The following is a 19,871-nucleotide window of genomic DNA, read 5'->3' as shown; positions in this document are numbered from 1 at the left end:
GCTAAAAAAGTTATAAAAATGTCAGAAGTATTGCAGGCAACCGATATTGCTAAAACACTCGAAATATTTGAAATAGGTAAAGAAAATAAAGGGACTTCTACAGGTTCCTATTGGTTTTCATCCGGTGAAATCATCTCATCCTGGTCTCCTGTCGATGGGGAATGTATCGCCAGTGTTCAAACAACATCGGAGGCTGATTATGAGGTAGTGGTAAAAACCGCACAGGAAGCGTTTAAGGAATGGAGAATGCTTCCAGCTCCGAAAAGAGGGGAGATCGTACGACAATTTGCAGAAGTGCTGCGCCATTATAAGAAACCATTGGGAAAATTGGTTTCCTATGAAATGGGGAAATCATTGCAGGAAGGGTATGGTGAAGTTCAGGAGATGATCGATATCTGTGATTTTGCGGTAGGACTTTCAAGGCAATTGCACGGACTAACCATGCATTCAGAACGTCCGGGACACCGTATGTATGAACAGTATCATCCTATGGGTATCGTCGGAATCATCTCAGCATTTAATTTTCCTGTAGCAGTATGGTCCTGGAATACGGCACTCGCCTGGGTCTGTGGAGATGTTTGTATCTGGAAGCCTTCAGAGAAAACACCCTTGACCGCTCTTGCCTGTCAAAAGCTGATTGCCGGGGTACTTGAGAAAAATGAATTACCTGATGGAATTTCATGTTTGATCAACGGCGATTATAAGGTTGGTGAATTTATGACCGAGGATAAACGAATTCCGCTGCTCTCGGCAACGGGATCTATTAGAATGGGTAAGATCGTCGCTCAGAGAGTTGCTTCCAGACTTGGAAAATCATTACTGGAACTGGGAGGGAATAATGCCATCATCGTTACACCTGATGCAGATATCAAAATGACCGTCATCGGAGCAGTATTTGGGGCGGTTGGAACTTGTGGTCAGCGATGTACATCGACAAGGCGATTGATCGTTCATGAAGATATCTACGATACTGTAAAGGATGCTCTGGTTACTGCCTATAAGCAGCTTAGGATCGGAAATCCATTGGATGAAAATAATCATGTGGGTCCACTTATCGATAAGCAAGCTGTAGAAAAGTACAGTGCTGCTTTGGAAAAAGTCGTTTCTGAAGGAGGTAAACTTCTGGTTCAGGGCGGCGTACTGGAAGGTGCTGGTTATGAGAGCGGTTGTTATGTCAAACCTGCAATTGCAGAAGGAAATAATGACTATGAGATCGTACAGGAAGAAACCTTTGCGCCGATACTTTATCTTATGAAATACGCTGGAGACGTTTCGGACGCTATTGAAATTCAGAACGATGTGGTTCAAGGATTATCTTCTGCTATCATGACCAACAATCTTAGAGAAGCTGAGCAGTTCCTGTCTTACGCCGGATCTGATTGTGGTATTGCCAATGTGAATATAGGAACCAGTGGTGCAGAGATAGGTGGTGCTTTCGGTGGAGAGAAAGAAACAGGAGGTGGACGTGAAAGTGGTTCAGATGCCTGGAAAGTGTATATGAGAAGGCAGACCAACACTATAAATTACACGACAGAATTGCCACTTGCTCAAGGCATCAAATTTGATATACTCTAAATTAAAAAGAGGTAAGAATGATCATCTATTCTTACCTCTTTCTATATTACATTACTCCGTTTGCTTCTACCCATTTGAAGACATAAGGGTCTTTCGGGATAGCGATACGTTCGGAGATTCTTTTCATTCTATCCGGTAACTTCATAAGATAATCTCTGGCTCGTTGAGCCTGATCATTGAGTCCGGTAACCTTATCGATTTCCCAATATTCGTTCAGCCGATTGAGGATCTCAATATAGTCATACGTGGTATATACACCAAGACGTTGTGCTGCATTGGAGAACTTCTCAAATGCAGTTCCTATGGCCTCACCCGATTCACGGATGAACTGTGCAGGCATGACGATCTTTTTCTTCATCATATCCTCGAAGGCTAACATCATTTCACTAGGATCATATTCAAAGATGATCTTTACAAATTCTCGGTATGCTAAATGGTGTCGCATTTCATCTCCTGCAATGATATTGCACATCTTTCCAAGGAGTCCGTTCCCTCTTTTTCGGGCCAGTTGACCGACACGTTTATGGGAAATGTTCGTAGCTAATTCCTGGAAACTCGTATAGATGAAATTTCGATAAGGATCACGATCAGTACCGATATCGAAGCCATCGGCGATCATATATTGAGTGGTTTTTTCAACCTCTCTCATATTGACTCTCCCGGAAAGGTACAGATACTTGTTCAGAACATCTCCATGACGGTTCTCTTCAGCGGTCCAGTTTCGAACCCATCTTGACCAGCCATTTCTTTCATGCTGATCGACTCCTTCAACATCCATCAACCAGGATTCGTAGGTAGGCAAGGCTTCTTCAGTAATGGTGTCACCAACAAGTACCACCCAAAAATCATAGCTGAGTTCTTTAGCCTCTTCCCTGATCTTACGTACCTCTTCAAAGAATGTTTCACTAGAAGAATCAGGTAGGAAATCAGTGGGTTGCCAGATCTTTTCAATTGGGATCAGATAGGTGTCCATGAATTCATCGATCCGTTTTTCAACGGTCTGCATCACTTCCAATCGTATATTCTTAATGCTCATAATCAATTTTTTGTAAAGTTCGTTTTTTTATGGGGAATACAAATCATTTTAAGACTTTTATCATACGTGTTATCAATAATATAACGGATGCACTCCTGAATTCAAAGAAAAATCATCATTATTGCTCACATAATCAATACAATGTGGTTGTTAGGGGTAGCGCGAATATTACCGATACACAACAGGCCATCTTGTTAATAATAATCCATATTAAGTGAGTATCATGATCGCCCGATAGTAATTAAATGATTAAAATGCTGAGATTGATCGTAATGGCTATTGAACCCACGTATTGATTTAATAACTTTGACGAAGTAAGTTGACGTACCGGAAATTGATCCAAAAAATGATTGAAATAATTGATCTTAGCCAGGAAATCTATGAAGGGATGCCGGTTTTTAAAGACCTGCCTCAGGTTCGTATGCGGATACACAATTCACATGAAGAATGGAACGGAATCACCAATCCTGTAAAAAGAACCCCAGCAGTTCATGAACTTAAGCTTGGTGAACATACCGGAACTCATGTCGATGCTATTAATCATATGGCTATCGAACATGAGGGGAAGTCAATTGATAAAATGCCATTGTCCATGTTTTATACCCATGGTATCTGTCTGGATTTCTCCCATAAAGATTTGAATGAATTAATAAGTAGTGAGGAGATTGAATCAGCATGCTTGAAGGAAGGGTTGGAAATATTGAAGGGAGATACGGTATTGTTATATACCGGCCATTATTTTAAGCATTTCAATACGCCCGACTGGAAGAACGGACCGGGTATTACAGCGGAGGCTGCACGGTGGTTTGCACATAAGAGAATTTCAGCATTCGGAGTGGAGACCATGTCACCCGGCGTCTCGGGAGTCTCCAATAGAGATGTGCATCATATTTGTGGAGAATTCGGGTTTACACATTATGAAAATTTGGTCAACCTGGATAAACTTATTGGAAGAGGGAGATTCAGATTTGTCGGTCTTCCATTAAAGATCCGGGGAGGAACCGGGTCTCCGGTAAGAGCAGTTGCAATTTTTGAGTAAAACATACCTAACAATAAACAGACCTTAACAAATGGAGAATTTAAAATATCCGATTGGTAAATTTCAAGCACCTGAATCCTATACGGAATCCGATATTTCAGGTTGGATACGAACCATAAAAGTTTTTCCTGATAAACTGGTGAAATTGACTAATGGCTTATCTGAGATCGTTCTGGATTATAGATATCGCGTAGACGGCTGGACGATTCGACAGGTTGTGCATCATTGCGCTGATAGCCATATGAATTGTATCGTGAGGATTAAACTCGCATTAACAGAAGATAATCCGGAAATATTACCCTATCACGAAGATCGCTGGGCGAATCTACCGGACGCCGAATCTTATGATTTGAACGCACCCATCAGTATTCTTCGTGGTATACATGAAAAGTTGGGAATATTGATGGAATCACTTACTGAAGAACAACTCGTAAGAACGTATTATCATCCTCAAATGAAAAGAAAGGTAATGCTTCGGGAAGCTATCGCTACTTATGCCTGGCATTCGGAGCACCATCTGGCCCATATTCGGCAGGCTCTGAATTCTGAAGGAAAGTACAATTAAGCTAATCAACGAAGGTAATTGTAAGGTTTAACACATTTCCCTATCTTTAAGAATACCAATACCAATACCAACCAGATGAAATTCAGATTTTTCTTTTTGTTACTGAGCACACTTTTTTGCACCCAGTTGTCCGCTCAGGAAATTTCACGTGCCATTGAAAAATTCGTCGCTATAGATACCACAATGGTGGCTATAGCTCACGTAACTCTGATCGATGGTAGCGGAGAAGCTATTAAAAATGATCAGACCATCGTATTTGATAAAGACAGGATTATTTCCGTAGGAGATAGTGAAATGTCCGCTATTCCTGAAGGAGCTTTAATTATTGACGGAACAGGTAAGACTGTGATCCCGGGTTTGGTTATGATGCATGAGCATATGTTCTATTCAAAACCCTTTGAAAATTGGTTCAGTGTCGGGCAGATGACATTTTCGTTTCCTCGCTTATATCTTGCCGGAGGAGTAACCACCATGAGAACTGCTGGAAGTATACAGCCGCAAACAGATCTGAACGTTAAAAAATGGATCAATGAGGGTAAAATGACGGGTCCTAAAATGGATGTGACCGGTCCTTTTATCGAAAGGCCGGGGTATGAAATTCCTGAGTTAGGATATATAAAAGGTACTGAGGATGTAGCGGAAATGGTGAATTACTGGGCAGAACGGGGAGTAACATCCTTCAAACTCTACAACTATATCACGAAGGAAGATATGCGAATTTGTGTTGAGGAGGCGCATAAGCGTGGATTGAAAGTAACGGGTCATTTGTGTTCTATAACTTACGAAGAGGCTTCGGAGATTGGGATTGATAATCTGGAACATGGATTTATGGCTTCAAGTGATTTTATCGAACATAAAGAGGAGAATTTTTGTGACCCTATGGAAGCAAGAAAGTCATTGGCAATGGCATCCGTCGATGATCCAAGAATAACCAGATTGATTGATATACTTGTCAAAAACGGGACGGCTGTGACGACAACTCCGGTAGTTTTTGAACCTTATACAGATTACGAGGTTGTTCCGGGTGGCGGTGAAAAAGCATTGTCACCTCAAATACTTGCGGATGTTCAGGCACGATATGATCGCAGAATCAATAAGGATTCTGTGGTCAAAGCCTCATTTGTAAAAGACCTGATTTGGTTAAAACGATATTATGATAAAGGAGGATTGCTCATGGCTGGAACCGATCCAACGGGTGCCGGACGTACGGTTGCAGGTTATGCAAATCAACGTACATTGGAAATCCTTGTGGAAAATGGTTTTCCACTCGTGGATGCGATTAAAATATGTACGTTAAATGGAGCTAAATATCTGGGTCAGGAAGATTCTATCGGAACAATTGAACCCGGTAAGAAATCAGATCTGCTATTAATTGACGGAGACTTACAGCAGAATATTCGGAATATAAGAAGCCTTCAATTTGTTTTTAAAGAGGGAGTAGGTTATGATTCTGCTAAATTATTTGAATCCGTAAAGGGTATGGTAGGGGTGAATTAAAATACACTTTGATATGGTTACCCGCATTTTCATAGGGATCTTACTCTTAACTTTCATCGTAGGTTGCAGTTCAGATGATGGGCAGAACACATCGAAGGAAGAAGATCGGGCCGAATTAAAGACTTTATATGATTCAATAGTAAAATTGTCCCTGTCAGAACAATGTATAAATGCAAATGAATGGGCTTTTACTGCAAGGGGTTCTAAAGCTTGTGGAGGACCATCAGGTTATATAGCCTATTCACTGAATATCGATGAGGTGAAATTTTTACGACTAGTAAATAGTTATACCGAAAAGGAAGAGGCATATAATCTCAAATGGAATATCGTAAGTGACTGTATGTTGTATGTAGAGCCTGATGGAGTTGTTTGTAAAGATGGACTTCCGGTATTTTATCACGAATAAGCTTTAATTGTTACAGTTTCTGCAACAGAATTATTTCAATTGTTTTTAAGGTTTTGATCGCTTTTTTTCCAAATGTGAAAAATGTACGCTCATTTTATATGATTTAAACAATTGTTTAAAAAAATCAATTAAACGTTTGTTTAGTTTTATTGCCCGTTGTAGTTTTGTCTCATGGAATTGAATGAAAAGAAGATTAAGATCATGGAGGTGGCGGAAGATCTGTTCGCTATTAATGGATTTTCCGGGACTTCTGTTAGAGAGATTGCTAAGCTGGCAGATGTCAATGTTGCTATGATCAACTATTATTTCGAGAGCAAGGACAAGTTATTCGAAAGCATTTTCAGATACCGTGGTGATTATTTGCGTACCCGTATTGAGACACTGATCAATGATACTTCTATAACGAACTGGCAAAAGATCGATTTCTTTATCGATGAGTATATTGAACGTTTCAGTGATAATCATAAACTTCATCGGATTCTGATTCGTGAGCATGGGCTTACCAACAATGAAGGTATTAGGAATTTCATCAATGAGGCAAAGTATCGAAATTATCAAACTATCACAAATTTCGTGAAGAGGGGTCAGGAACAGGGTGATTTCAATACGGAAGTTGATATGATGATGCTCTATACAATGATACCCGGAATTACAAAATTCATGTTGTTCAATGAAGATTTTCTGCGTTTTACATTGAACAGAGATCACGGTTATGAGCCCACACATGATGAATTCAAAAAGAGAAATAAGGATTTTTTAAAAAATGCCTTTCGATTAATTCTTGAAAAAAAATAACATGAAACCTATATATAGAATGATCCTGGCGACAGTATTTCTGTTTGCCATAAAAGTCAGTGCCCAATCCCCCAGGCATCTGAGCTTGTCTGAGGCCATAGACCATGGTTTAGATAACAGTAAGGCAGTCAAACTGGCACTGTCACGTGTTCGGGGAGCGGAAGCATCCACTCATGAGATGAGAGATAAGCGATTACCCGACCTTACTGCCTCAGGCCAGTACCTGATGTTGAATGAACCCAATATTAGTTTAGGTTCAGGATTAGCGGGTAATGCTGATGGTAATGCCGATTCTGGTGAATCAGGTTCCTTTACTGCCCCGAAATATTTGATGCTTGGACAAGCATCGTTAAGTATTCCTTTGTTTTCAGGGTTTAGAATTTCCAATGGAATCCGATCTGCTGAGTATCTGGAAAAGGCTGCCGGCCTGGATGCGGCATCCCAAACGGAAGAAACGGTCATGAATATTGTGGATGCCTATGTGAATCTGTACAAGGCGCAACAGGCAGTAGCTCTGGTAGCAGAAGATCTGGTTCAGGCAAAACAAAGGGTGAAGGATTTTACGAATATGATGGATAATGGATTGCTGGCAAAGAATGATTTATTAAGTGCGAAATTGATGGAGTCAAATACATCACTTGCACTTCTTGATGCCCGTAATAATGCCAGAATAGCCAATTATAACATGGATCTGTTACTGGGCTTTGCGGATGATACACAGCTGGAACTTGAGAATTTGAATAATTCTGATCTGCCATTGATCGCAGGAAAGGATGATTGGCGTGAAAATGCTATGACTGACCGAAAGGATCTTCAGGCGATGGATGAACGGGAAAAAGCCAGTGAAATGGCAGTTAAAATAGCCAAGGGTTCCTACTATCCAAGCCTTGCTTTAACAGGTGGATATATCGCGGCAGATATCGATAATGTCGCAACGCTAACGAATGCACTCTCTGTTGGTGTTGGTGTCAATTTCGATATTTCCAATCTATTTAAAGGTAGTAGCAAGGTTCATCAGGCTAAGGAACAACAATTGCAGACTCAGATCATGAAAGATCAGTTGACCGACCAGGTGAAAAGTCAGGTATTTAGTTCTTACAGTAATTATCAAGAGGCCGTTGAACGTATTCATGTTTACGAAACGGCCAGGGAACAGGCCGAAGAGAATTATAGAATTGTAAAGAGCAAGCATGAGAATAGTCTTGTGACAACCACTGAGCTACTGGATGCGGATATAGATCAGTTTCAGGCCAGATTGAATCTGGAATATGCACGTGTAGATGCAGTTGCGGCATATTGCCGACTCCTTCAGGTTTCGGGAAAACTCAACAGCACCTCGGTAAATAACTTAATTGAAGAATAATTTAAGAAAGAAATGGCACAACAGACCGATACAATAGAAAAAGAGGCGACGAAAGCCAACCTTAACGGAAATTTAAATTCTGGGGAGAATAAAAAGAAAAAAAATAAGAAGTTTGGAGTCGTATTATTAGGACTTACGATCATAGGAGTATGTGCGGGATCCTATTTTTATATTCATTCATTGCATCACGAATCTACTGAGAATGCTCAGGTGGAGACTAATATTATTCCCGTTACCGCAAGAGTTTCAGGATATGTAGAGGAAGTTTTTGTAAAAGATAATGAGCAGGTAAGGGCTGGTGATACCCTGCTGGTCCTGGATAGTCGTGATTATGAAGTGAAGGTTCGTGAAGCGGAAGCAGCACTCGAAATGGCAAAGAGTAATCTTCAGGTAGCAGAAAGAGGGGTTGAAGTAGGACATAGTCAAACCTATTCTGCCAATGCCGGGGTTATGGCTGCAGATGCCAATATTGAAGCAGCAAAGGTGAAGTTATGGCGTGCTGAAAATGATTATAAGAGATATTCGAATCTATGGGCAGACCATAGCATTACTGAACAGCAATATGAACAAGCACTTGCAGCGAAACAATCGGCTGAAAAGGAATTGGAATTACTTAGAAAGCAACGTCAGGTAGCTGTTACCCAGAGTAAGACCACAAACTCTCAAACCAATGTTTCCTCCAGTCGTGTAGCAGTGGCTGCAGCAGAGGTAAAACAGCGGGAAGCAGCCTTGGAAGAAGCAAAATTGAACCTCTCTTATACCGTCTTAAAGGCTAAATCCGATGGACAATTATCGGCGGTGAATATTGAAGGTGGACAGCTTATTCAGGCTGGTCAGTCTTTGTTCAATATCGTTGATGTTCGCAATTATTGGGTAGTGGCAAATTTCAAGGAAACTCAGGTAAGCAGAATAGAACCAGGGCAGGAAGTAGAACTGGATGTGGATGCTTTGCCTAAACACACCTTTGTGGGAAAAGTGAGTTCATTTTCCCCGGCAACCGGTAATAAGTTCGCTTTACTTCCGGCAGATAATGCTACTGGTAACTTTGTGAAAGTGGTGCAGAAGATTCCGGTAAAGATACAATTCGATGACATGAATGATCCGTTTCTTGAGAAGCTCAGGGCAGGGATGAATGTTGAGGTTGACGTGCATATCAATTAATTGAAAAGAAGACTTAATTTATGAGTGAAGCCGAATCTTTAGTAGAGTACGGCTGGAAACGTGCGGTCATTACAATAACGGCCATCCTCTGTGCTTTACTCGAAATCATAGATACTACGATCGTTAACGTCGCCCTGAACGATATGCAGGGAAATCTCGGTGCCACAATGAGTGAGCTCGGTTGGGTGATCACGGCTTATGCTATTGCAAATGTTATCATCGTACCCATGACCAGCTGGTTGTCTCAGCAGTTTGGAAGGCGAAATTATTTTGCAGCTTCTATTCTGATCTTTACCATTTCATCCTTCTTATGTGGGAATGCAAACGGGATTTGGGAACTGGTGCTGTTCAGATTCATTCAGGGTCTTGGCGGTGGAGCATTACTGGTCACTGCACAAACGATCATCACTGAAACATTTCCAACGGAAAAAAGAGGAATGGCCCAGGCTATTTATGGGATGGGAGTGATCGTTGGTCCCACCCTGGGGCCGCCCCTTGGAGGTTATTTTATCGATAATTACTCCTGGCCTTATATATTCTATATAAATATCCCTGTGGGGATCGCAGCATTCTTCCTGACACTTCAGTTCGTTAAAAGTCCAAAATACGGTTCTAAAAGAACGGCTAAGGAGATTGACTGGCTGGGTATCATTTTCCTGATCCTAGCAGTGGGATCACTCCAATATGTGCTGGAAAAGGGACAGGAGGAGGATTGGTTTGCTAATGGTTCGATCATATTCTTTTCAATTACTGCATTTCTTGGGGCCTACCTGTTTATTTGGCGGGAACTTACGTATGAATTCCCGATTGTGAACCTGCGTGTTTTAAAGAATAAGAACCTGAGTGTGGGTGCGATCCTGACTTTTGTTCTAGGATTCGGACTCTTCGGATCCACGTTTATTATTCCGTTGTATACGCAGTCTATCATGGGATGGACGGCTACACAGGCTGGTTTATTGTTGATCCCAAGTTCACTTACAACGGGATTGATGCTCCCGATCATCGGTAGATTGTTGCAGCGGGGTGTGTCACAAAAATATCTGGTGGCAGGTGGTTTTACGATTTTCTTCCTATATAGTCTTTGGGCACATAATCTGCTGACGCCAAGCACGGGTGAAGAACATTTCTTTTGGTTACTTATAGTGCGAGGACTTGGTCTCGGATTATTGTTCGTGCCGATAACAACCTTGTCCCTTTCTTCGTTGAAACCACAGGAAATCGGTGATGGAGCCGCCTTTACAGGAATGATGCGACAGTTAGGAGGATCTTTCGGTATCGCCTTGATCACGACCTATATTTCCAGGCAGAATCAGGTACACCGATCCGACCTGGTAAGTCACTTGTCAACCATAAAACTCAACGTTCAGGAACGAATAACAGCATTGACACACTCTTTTATGTCAAAAGGATTTTCATTTGACAGAGCCAGAGAACAGGCTCTGAAAATGATAGACCTGTCGGTAAATAAACAAGCAACCGTACTATCTTATATGGATGTATTTTTGGGAATAGGCCTTGTATTTTTAATTTGTGTTCCCTTTGTATTGATGATCAAAAAAGGTGCTGGGAAAGTGAACGCTTCCGCTGCAGCTCATTAAACAATAAGTGGTAGTTTTTAATTAAGTTAGTCAGCTATTTTGACGAGCCCGGATTTTTTTAGATCCGGGCTTTTTCATTTTACCTGGAACCTGCAGTGATAAGTTCACAATTTGTTCATGACAAAGTTCAGGTTACTATAATTATTTTCTTACTTTAAATGCTGTAAATAAATTATTCAAGCAATCAATATTCGATGAAAACTATTTTTAAAGTTCTGATAGCATTTTTGTGTTTAAACTTTTCTCATGCGCAGGAACTTCCCCTTAAAGACGTAAAAACAGAAATTAAAGAAGTTACGGTATTTCTGGATGGTGCTCAGGTCACACGTCAGAAGAGGGTGGAACTGCCTAAGGGGATCAATGTATTAAAATTTGTGTCGCTTTCCCCTTTTATCGATGCCAAGAGTATTCAGGCCAGTGCTGATGGAGCCATTACAGTTTTGGCTGTCAATCATCAGCAGAATTATCTGAATGAACTTGAGAAATCAGAAGAACTAAAAGATTTAGAAAAAAAACGAGAAAGTCTCAATGACAAGATCGTACTGGAACGTACCCATATCGATATTTTAACGGAAGAAGTGCGATTTCTACATGATAACCGTAATATCGGTGGGAAGAATGACGAACTCAGTGTTGCCAATTTACAACAGGCTTCCGTTTATTTTGGAAACAGGCTGACAGAGCTTCGTATGAAATCATTAGAACGTGAAAAGAATCTTGAAAAATTAAATGAGGAATTTCGAAATATCAATGATCAGATTCAAACGATCACCTCAAAGAAACAATATGCTTCCGGAGAAATTCTTGTAAAAGTAGAGGTGAAATCTTCCGGAAATTTCCCCGTTCAGCTTAGCTATACAGTAGGGAACGCAGGATGGTATCCATCCTATGATATCCGTGCAGACAAGATCGACGAACCGGTACAGCTCATCTATAAGGCTAACGTGAAACAGGATACTAAGGTAGACTGGAAGAACGTTAAGCTTAAATTCTCTTCGGCTGACCCGAATATTTCCGGAATAGCTCCGGAATTACGCACCTATTTTTTGAATTATAACGTGGCGCCTCCAACATACGGACTTACAAAGAACAATACGATAAGTGGTGTGGTTTTCGATGACCAAGGCCAGCCGATTCCCGGAGCCAATGTTATGGTGGAGGGTACCACAATAGGTACTATTACTGATTTTGATGGTAAGTACTCCATTACGGTTCCGGATGCGGATTCCCGTTTAATCTTTTCTTATCTTGGTTACACTAATAAAACTGTACCTGTAAATGGGAATGCTATGAATATAGCCTTACAGGAAGATACGAATCAATTGGAAGAAGTCGTCGTCGTTGGGTATGGATCACAGCGATCAACGAACGTTACAGATGTGTTGCAAGGAAGGGTTGCCGGTGTTCAGATTGGAAAGGATAAATCCAATGTTAAGATTAGAGGTGCGGCGAGTATTGCGAATACCAGTGTTCAGGTAAGAAATCAGACAACAGTAGATTTCGAGATCAAGACTCCTTATACCATAAACTCAGATAATAAGAATTATACGGTCGATATGGCTTACTATGAACTTCCGGTAGATTTCAGGTACTACAGTGTGCCAAAAATCGAACGTGAGGCATTTTTGATCGCTAGTATCACCGATTGGGAGAAGTATAATCTTTTGGAGGGTGAAGCCAATATCTTTTTTGAAGAAACCTATGTGGGGAAAACCATCATGGATGTACGATATGCAAAGGATACGCTCGAATTTTCTTTAGGAAGAGATAAGCAAGTAGTCGTAACCCGTGAGAAGGTCCGGGATTTCACCACAAGACAATTCATCGGAAGTAAAAAGGAGGAAACCAGATCCTGGAAGACCGTAGTTAGAAATAATAAGGATCAGGAAATTCAATTGATGATCCTGGATCAGATTCCGGTGGCGATGCTGGAGGAGATCGCTGTTGAGGTGGAAGAACTTTCAAAAGGTAAATTGGATGAAACCACTGGAGAAGTGAAATGGCTATTCAGTTTGAAACCTAATACCGCCAAAGAACTGGATCTTAAATACAAGGTGAAGTATCCCAAAAGCAGGAATCTCTATATCGAATAGGAATACGCGATATTTTGTGGGATATATTCAATATCGTTATTTGGGGATCATTGGTTGTTTTTAAACTATTTTCAATACTGTATACGTAAATTATGAATGATATAATATCCTTGTCTGAATGAGTAGAAGGAAATTCATTAAAAGAGGATTCTTCGGATTGATTGGAGTTGGTGTATTAGGAGGTCTTTATTCATGGCAGGTGGAGCCTTTCTGGCTGGAATTTGTGAAGGTGAAAATGCCGGTTAAAAATCTTCCGAAACATCTGGATGGAAAATTGCTGATGCAGATCAGTGACATTCATGTGGGAGATCGTTTTGATTATCAATATATTATTGATTCCTTTCAGCAAGCACAGAAATTCGAACCAGACTTCGTTGTATATACCGGAGATTACATAACTTACGAAAACGATTCTCAATTTTCACAATTGAAGGAGGTGTTACCGTTTGCAGTTCAGGGTAAGCTGGGTACTGCTGGTATTCTGGGTAATCATGATTATGGTGTTGGTTATGCCCAGCAGGAGGTTGCAGATCATGTATCTAGCCTGTTGGAAGATCATGGGATCAAGGTTCTTAAAAATGAACAATGGCTATTCAATGGATTAAATATTATCGGACTCGATGATTATTGGGCATTGAATTTCGACCCTTTAAAGGTCATGTCTGAACATGACCCTGCCAAACCAACGATTGTATTGTGTCATAATCCGGACGTTTGCGACCTTGATGTATGGAACGATTATCAAGGCTGGATTCTGTCAGGTCATACCCATGGCGGACAATGTAAACCACCTTTCCTTCCAGCGCCTGTAATACCTGTAAAAAACAAAAGGTATACATGCGGTAAGATCGATCTCTATGATGGTAGGATGTTATATATAAACAGGGCTTTGGGGAATCTTTGGCAAATACGATTCAATGTCAGACCTGAAATCACACTTTTTGAATTAAAAAGATATTCATAGCCGGGTTCATGACTATTGAAAAGCCAAATGTTTATTTTTTTAATTCGTACCTTCAACCATAATATCTAACGATCCAGTTGCATTATGCTCATTTCGAACAGAGTCAATATTCATAATATTGTTTCCGGTACCGGTAGTCATTTTTTAGTGGACCTTACCCTTTGTGTTTCAACCTATGTGTTGTATTTGTTAATTCCCGATTCGAAAATCGGAATTCCGGTACTGATCCCTTCCGTACTCGGTACAGCCCTTGCTTTTTTCATCGGTTTTAAAAATAATCAGGCTTATGACCGGTGGTGGGAGGCCAGAAAGATCTGGGGAGCCTTGGTAAATGATTCCAGGACCTGGGCTCGCCAGGTGATATATTTTATCGAAACAAACCATACAGGGCCGGAACCTGATAGGGTGATCAGGGAGATGGTGCATCGTCATATTGCTTTCCTTTATGCTTTGAAGCAAGGATTGCGAAAATCTGTTGAAGAAGAATATATCAAATATATTTCTGAAGACGAAGTCTCACATGTGCGTTCAGAGAGTAATAAAGCCAATGCAATTCTCAACATACAAACACGTGAATTAAATAAGGTGTACAGTTCAGGCGATATTGATGGTTTTCGGTTTATTGAGCTCAATAAAATGTTGGTTAATTTCTGCGATGGAATGGGGAAATCTGAGCGTATAGCCAATACGGTTTTTCCAACAACCTATAATTATTATACCAAGCTCTTTACCTGGATCTTTATCGTTTTTGTGACGCTCGCTTCTGCAGGAAGTCTGGGGGCTTATTCGATCATTGTAGGAACGCTGGTCGGTTATGTATTCCTCACAACACAGAAAATAGGGATAACCCTGTTGAATCCGTTTGATGATATCATAACTGGTATTCCTCTAAATCAGATCACCCGAACCATCGAGATCAATTTACTGGAAGCTCTTAATGAAAAAGATATTCCTGAACCCGTTCAAAGTGTCGACGGAGAGTATATAATGTGATCCCATGAATTTGAACCAGATTACAGTGCCTTCTGCAGATCTGAATATTTCGGTTCCGTTTTACCAAAAACTCGGACTGAAACTTATTGTAAGTGCTTTGCCGAAATATGCCAGGTTCGAATGTCCTGATGGGAATAGTTCATTTTCACTCCATTTTGTGGAAGAAATTCCTGAACCTGGTATTTGGGTGTATTTTGAATGCGAAGATCTCGATATGCACGTTCAGATGCTGATCTCCGCGGGTATCGTTTTTGATGAATTGCCTGAAGACCAGCCCTGGTTATGGCGAGAGGCCCGATTAAAGGACCCCGATGGAAATAGAATTATTTTGTATCATGCCGGGCTAAACCGATTATATCCTCCCTGGCGAATCGATCAGGACTTCTGATATGGATTCACTTCTCCATCTTTTTAGTTATCTTTAAGAGAAGACATTCGATGCGTTGGTTGCGGGTAGTGGATCTTCCTTAAATGAACGTGAAAGATGAAAGCATGAAAATATTATTGACAGGAGCAACGGGATATATCGGGAAGCGACTTTTACCGGTACTGATCTCAGAAGGACATGAAGTGATTTGCTGTGTCAGAGATCCTGATCGAATTCATATTCCTGAATCCGTAAGAGCTGCTACCAGTGTAGTCATTCTGGATCTACTTGACGAATCTACCCTTGCTAACATACCAGAAGATATCGACGGGGCATACTATCTTGTGCATTCGATGTCCGGGAATAAAAATTATCGTGAACTCGAATTGAGGGCTGCACGTAACTTTCGAAACCGCTTAAAACACACGAGGGTCAAACATGTAGTTTATCTCAGTGGAATCGTGAATGAGGAAGAACTCTCCGAGCACTTGTCTTCCAGAAAACAGGTTGAAGATACTTTAAAAGAAGGTGGATTTCATTTTACTACCTTACGAGCCGGTATTATCATCGGATCCGGAAGTGCTTCTTTTGAGATCATAAGGGATCTTGTGGAAAAACTACCGGTTATGATTGCACCCAAATGGGTGAATACCAAATGTCAACCTATCGGTATTACCGATGTGATCACGTTGCTTTCTAAAACGGTATTCAATACGCAAACCTATGATCAGGATTTTGATATCGGTGGGCCGGACATTCTTTCCTATAAGCAGATGTTGCTTGGATTTGCAGCGGTGAGAAAACTCAGGCGTTCGATCCTTGTAGTTCCCGTAATGACCCCCAGGTTATCATCGTACTGGTTGTATTTTGTTACCTCTACTTCCTATATGTTGGCAATAGCCCTTGTCGACAGTATGAAGATTGAGGTGGTTTGCAGGGATACCCGTTTACAGGATATGCTGGAGCTTAAGGCCATCAGTTACCGTGAGGCTCTGGAAAGGGCGTTTAAAAAGATCGAAAGTAATGCTGTTGTTTCCAGTTGGAAGGATGCTTATGTGAGTAGCGGATTAAATATCAATCTATCGGATTTTCTGGAAGTTCCGGTATTTGGGTGTTTTAGGGATATCAGGAAGAAAAGGGTGAAGGATCGTAAGGCATGTATAAAAGCGATTTGGATGATCGGTGGTCAGCATGGCTGGTATTATGGTAACTGGATGTGGAAATTAAGGGGCTTTATGGATAGGTTAGTAGGTGGCGTAGGACTGCGAAGAGGGAGAACGAACGAATCTATGATAGAGTCTGGTGATGCGCTCGATTTCTGGAGAGTCTTGTATGCCGATGAGCAGGAAGGACGTTTATTGCTTTTTGCGGAAATGAAATTACCTGGAGAAGCCTGGCTTGAATTTCGTCTGGAACGTGACCTCTTGGTTCAAACGGCAACTTTCCGTCCACTGGGATTAGCAGGAAGGCTGTATTGGTATGCAGTACTACCGTTTCATGGGTTTATATTTAAAGGGATGATCGATAAGATCACCGAGGGAAATTCAATTGATTGAAAAAGGAGGGAGGATAAAATCTTATCGTCTGCAGTCGCACTGGAAAGTGACGATACTGCCTACCGGCGAGGAAGGATCCTTTGCTGCGCATGCGTCGAGTGTTGTTGCCTGCTTGCGCCGCTGTAAGTGTCGTCGCTATTTAGGGCTTTTAATCCTTAATGCTTGAGTGACTTGTGGTGAAAGTGTTCTTCGCAGGCTCAGGTTTTTTTGGGCTCAGAGGATGCCGTTCAGGAATCGGTATGAATTAGAGTCTTTTTCAGGTCTGTTAATTGGACATCAGGTTAGGCTAACCGTAATGCAAAGAATTAAAATCTCCAACGAACCACTTACTACTTACTTCCTGACGCCAATAACCTATATCTTCACAGAGTAACACGTAACATTCTAACATATACCCTATTGATTATACTACCGCCGACCATTCACATGGCAGCTAACCAATACTCATTTGCATTCAAATTGTTCAAGATCAGTATTTAACAGGAAATAAAATGGTGTGTGAAGGGATTCTTCTCATTTTTTGATTAAATTTATAATGAATTAATAATCAACAACTTATAATGGCACAAAAATCTCTTTACCTATTTGGTATAGTACTGACGATCATTGTCGGAACTATTTTGAATTGGTGGCTGTGTTGTAATGTCTCTGAAGTAGTGGTCACTCCTGTGGCGACACCTTCAACCACGGTCAAAACGAACCCTTTGAACATTCAGGATGCAGACGGAAGTTTTGCATATACGACGAATGACAACTTCAATTTTAATGATTCGAATTATGATATCCTCAGACCGCTTTCAAGTGGTGTAAGGGATGGAGTTGATTCAGTAAAAGTGTATTTGAATAATAATCCAGGTAAGTTTATCGATATTACCGGGCTCTATGAAGCCGGTGAAACCAATTCCTCGCCTTATCCCAATCTGGGTATTGCCCGTGCGACCCATATCAAAAATTATTTCGTGTCCAGAGGTGTCAATCCAAAACAGATCAACTTCTATGGGAAAGAGGGTTCAAGTCTTGTTCAGCAGGATAGTATTTATTATGGTCCGGTACAATTTGTGTTTTCCGGAGCTGCTGAAATGAATGAAACAACGCTGGATTCTCTGGCAGTACTGCTCCGGGACCGTCCATTGGTCGTTCATTTCGATTATGGTGAAAGTAGCTTTCCGCTAACGGATACGCAACGGGAGAAAGTGGTGCAGATCGCAAAATATGTACATATGTCTGATGATGTTAGTTGTCATATCATAGGCCATACTGATAATAAGAGTTCTTCGGAGTTCAATCAAAAACTCGGAATGGAACGCGCACAGTTCGTTAAGGATTATTTCGTCTCTCATGGAATCCCGGCAGACAGGATTACTGTCGATTCTAAGGGTGAAACAGAGCCTGTGGCTGATAATACGACTGAAGAAGGTCGGGCAGAGAACCGAAGAACGGTGATAACAATTAATTAATCAACTTATAAATATATATTATGAACTGGTGTTTAATCATTCCAATAATTACAGGGGTCATTTGTGCGATCCTGGGTTATCTTTTAGGGAAATTACTTTCCGGCGGCAATACTTCCGAACTGGATGAATGGAAAAGCAAATATATTTCTTTGGAAAAAGATCTGGCAAAATGCAGGTCTGAACTTACCGTTGCGAAAAGCAATGCCGAAACTTCTGCTGCTTTTGCCGCAGCTGCGGTGATACCTTTTGATGCTGCTTTGGCAAAATCTGTATTTGGTAAATCCATTAAGGAAAACGATCTGAAAGTTGTGGAGGGGATCGGTCCGGAAATCGAAAAGCTTTTTCATAAACATGGAATTAAGACCTGGAAGGATCTTTCAGAAACCACAGTTGCAAGATGTCAGGAAATACTTGACTCGGAAGGAGAACGATTTGTGGTGCATGATCCTGAAACCTGGCATGAACAAGCACGACTTGCTTATGAAGGTAAATGGAAAAAGTTGCTGGAATGGCAGGATAAATTAGACGGTGGCCGACTTTGAAAATCAAAAGTTAACAAAATCCCTTGCTGTAAAGCAGGGGATTATTTTATCGGTTTCTCCCTGGTTCATCAGGATATAGTTTATTTACGCGATCGCTTTGCCAGTATTCCTTGGTTTCTACATCCATAATGGTTAGCGGACTCATATAAGCGGCTCCGGTGTCGAGATTCCATACAGAGGCGAAATTAAGTGGAACATCATAACCTATTCGGGTCGTAGGAGTATGGCCGATAAAGATCTCATGATAATGTTTCAATCGGTCCGGATACAATGGATCGGTAATGTCAAGGTTAGGATTCAGAGCTTTTACCATTTCCCATAAGCTGCGATCCCAATAAAACATCTCTTCGAAATATTCTCTTTCAATTCCATGTAAACTGGTGAATCCTGCATGTAGGAACAATCGATTTTGTTCATCTAAATGGTAGTTCTCGAGAGATTCCAGAAAGGTGCGGTGAATTTCAAGCTTACAATTCGGGATATCCTGATAAGATTCAAGGGTGGCATTTCCACCATGGATCAGCCATTGATCATTTTTCTTCCCGGTCAACAGGAATTTCAAAAAAAGATCATCGTGGTTTCCACGAATAAAAATACATTCATAATTATCGCGAATCTCGATCAGCCGATCAATCACTCCGGGTGATTCGCTCCATCCATCCACATAATCTCCCAGAAAGATAAGTTTATCTCCCTTTTGCAGGGGCGCTTTATCCAATACTTGATCCAGTGCCTTCAATGCACCATGAATATCTCCTATGACATAAGTTCTCTGCGTCATTTCAGTTCTCTTCGTAAATTTAAAAATGACTATAAAGATACGCATGGATTTTCAATTATAGGATGCAGGCAGTACTCAATTAA

18 protein-coding genes are annotated in these 19,871 nt (G+C 41.0%); 16 read left to right on the top strand and 2 right to left on the bottom strand.

The window, feature by feature from the left end:
* The first annotated feature begins 18 nt into the window (after positions 1 to 18).
* A complete protein-coding gene (amaB, locus tag DMZ48_RS01085; RefSeq protein WP_143953252.1) occupies positions 19 to 1,575 on the top strand; it encodes an L-piperidine-6-carboxylate dehydrogenase in 1,557 nt (518 codons plus the stop codon).
* Positions 1,576 to 1,621: 46 nt separating this feature from the next.
* Here amaB and DMZ48_RS01080 read toward each other — a convergent pair whose 3' ends face one another.
* A complete protein-coding gene (locus DMZ48_RS01080; protein WP_143953251.1) occupies positions 1,622 to 2,611 on the bottom strand; it encodes an acyl-ACP desaturase in 990 nt (329 codons plus the stop codon).
* Between the two features lie 346 nt (positions 2,612 to 2,957).
* Between DMZ48_RS01080 and DMZ48_RS01075 the strand changes: the two genes are divergently transcribed.
* From DMZ48_RS01075 to DMZ48_RS01005, 15 genes are all read left to right on the top strand, one after another.
* Entirely contained in the window at positions 2,958 to 3,650 is a 693-nt protein-coding gene (locus tag DMZ48_RS01075) for a cyclase family protein (RefSeq protein WP_143953250.1), read from the top strand.
* Positions 3,651 to 3,681: 31 nt separating this feature from the next.
* The gene (locus tag DMZ48_RS01070) at positions 3,682 to 4,215 is read left to right on the top strand and encodes a YfiT family bacillithiol transferase (protein ID WP_143953249.1); all 534 of its coding nucleotides are present in this window, start codon (positions 3,682 to 3,684) and stop codon (positions 4,213 to 4,215) included.
* Between the two features lie 75 nt (positions 4,216 to 4,290).
* Complete coding sequence (locus DMZ48_RS01065; RefSeq protein ID WP_143953248.1) at positions 4,291 to 5,712, top strand: amidohydrolase family protein; 1,422 nt, start codon at positions 4,291 to 4,293, stop codon at positions 5,710 to 5,712.
* Between the two features lie 13 nt (positions 5,713 to 5,725).
* The gene (locus DMZ48_RS01060) at positions 5,726 to 6,118 is read left to right on the top strand and encodes a hypothetical protein (protein WP_143953247.1); all 393 of its coding nucleotides are present in this window, start codon (positions 5,726 to 5,728) and stop codon (positions 6,116 to 6,118) included.
* Between the two features lie 171 nt (positions 6,119 to 6,289).
* Positions 6,290 to 6,913 (top strand): TetR/AcrR family transcriptional regulator, encoded by a 624-nt coding sequence (locus DMZ48_RS01055; RefSeq protein WP_143953246.1) that lies wholly within the window; start codon positions 6,290 to 6,292, stop codon positions 6,911 to 6,913.
* A gap of 1 nt (position 6,914) precedes the next feature.
* Complete coding sequence (locus DMZ48_RS01050; protein WP_143953245.1) at positions 6,915 to 8,276, top strand: TolC family protein; 1,362 nt, start codon at positions 6,915 to 6,917, stop codon at positions 8,274 to 8,276.
* A 12-nt stretch (positions 8,277 to 8,288) separates the two neighbouring features.
* Positions 8,289 to 9,437, top strand: coding sequence for an HlyD family secretion protein (locus DMZ48_RS01045; protein WP_143953244.1), 1,149 nt, complete (start codon positions 8,289 to 8,291; stop codon positions 9,435 to 9,437).
* A 20-nt stretch (positions 9,438 to 9,457) separates the two neighbouring features.
* A complete protein-coding gene (locus tag DMZ48_RS01040) occupies positions 9,458 to 11,035 on the top strand; it encodes a DHA2 family efflux MFS transporter permease subunit (protein ID WP_143953243.1) in 1,578 nt (525 codons plus the stop codon).
* A gap of 194 nt (positions 11,036 to 11,229) precedes the next feature.
* On the top strand, positions 11,230 to 13,128 hold the full coding sequence (locus DMZ48_RS01035; RefSeq protein ID WP_143953242.1) for a DUF4139 domain-containing protein: 1,899 nt from the start codon (positions 11,230 to 11,232) through the stop codon (positions 13,126 to 13,128).
* A gap of 118 nt (positions 13,129 to 13,246) precedes the next feature.
* Positions 13,247 to 14,092: a metallophosphoesterase gene (locus DMZ48_RS01030; RefSeq protein ID WP_143953241.1), complete on the top strand. Its 846-nt coding sequence runs from the start codon at positions 13,247 to 13,249 to the stop codon at positions 14,090 to 14,092.
* A gap of 84 nt (positions 14,093 to 14,176) precedes the next feature.
* Entirely contained in the window at positions 14,177 to 15,085 is a 909-nt protein-coding gene (locus DMZ48_RS01025) for a bestrophin family protein (protein ID WP_143953240.1), read from the top strand.
* A 4-nt stretch (positions 15,086 to 15,089) separates the two neighbouring features.
* On the top strand, positions 15,090 to 15,473 hold the full coding sequence (locus DMZ48_RS01020) for a VOC family protein (protein ID WP_143953239.1): 384 nt from the start codon (positions 15,090 to 15,092) through the stop codon (positions 15,471 to 15,473).
* Between the two features lie 104 nt (positions 15,474 to 15,577).
* Entirely contained in the window at positions 15,578 to 17,008 is a 1,431-nt protein-coding gene (locus DMZ48_RS01015; protein ID WP_143953238.1) for an SDR family oxidoreductase, read from the top strand.
* 560 nt (positions 17,009 to 17,568) lie between these two features.
* A complete protein-coding gene (locus DMZ48_RS01010; protein WP_143953237.1) occupies positions 17,569 to 18,465 on the top strand; it encodes an OmpA family protein in 897 nt (298 codons plus the stop codon).
* 20 nt (positions 18,466 to 18,485) lie between these two features.
* Entirely contained in the window at positions 18,486 to 19,007 is a 522-nt protein-coding gene (locus DMZ48_RS01005) for a hypothetical protein (protein WP_143953236.1), read from the top strand.
* 46 nt (positions 19,008 to 19,053) lie between these two features.
* Here the strand turns inward: DMZ48_RS01005 and DMZ48_RS01000 are convergent, their stop codons facing one another.
* On the bottom strand, positions 19,054 to 19,788 hold the full coding sequence (locus tag DMZ48_RS01000) for a metallophosphoesterase family protein (protein ID WP_143953235.1): 735 nt from the start codon (positions 19,786 to 19,788) through the stop codon (positions 19,054 to 19,056).
* Positions 19,789 to 19,871: the final 83 nt, after the last annotated feature.

It is taken from the genome of Robertkochia solimangrovi (assembly GCF_007279655.1).
GTDB classification, from domain to species: domain Bacteria; phylum Bacteroidota; class Bacteroidia; order Flavobacteriales; family Flavobacteriaceae; genus Robertkochia; species Robertkochia solimangrovi.
This window is presented reverse-complemented; position numbering and strand designations above follow the sequence as displayed.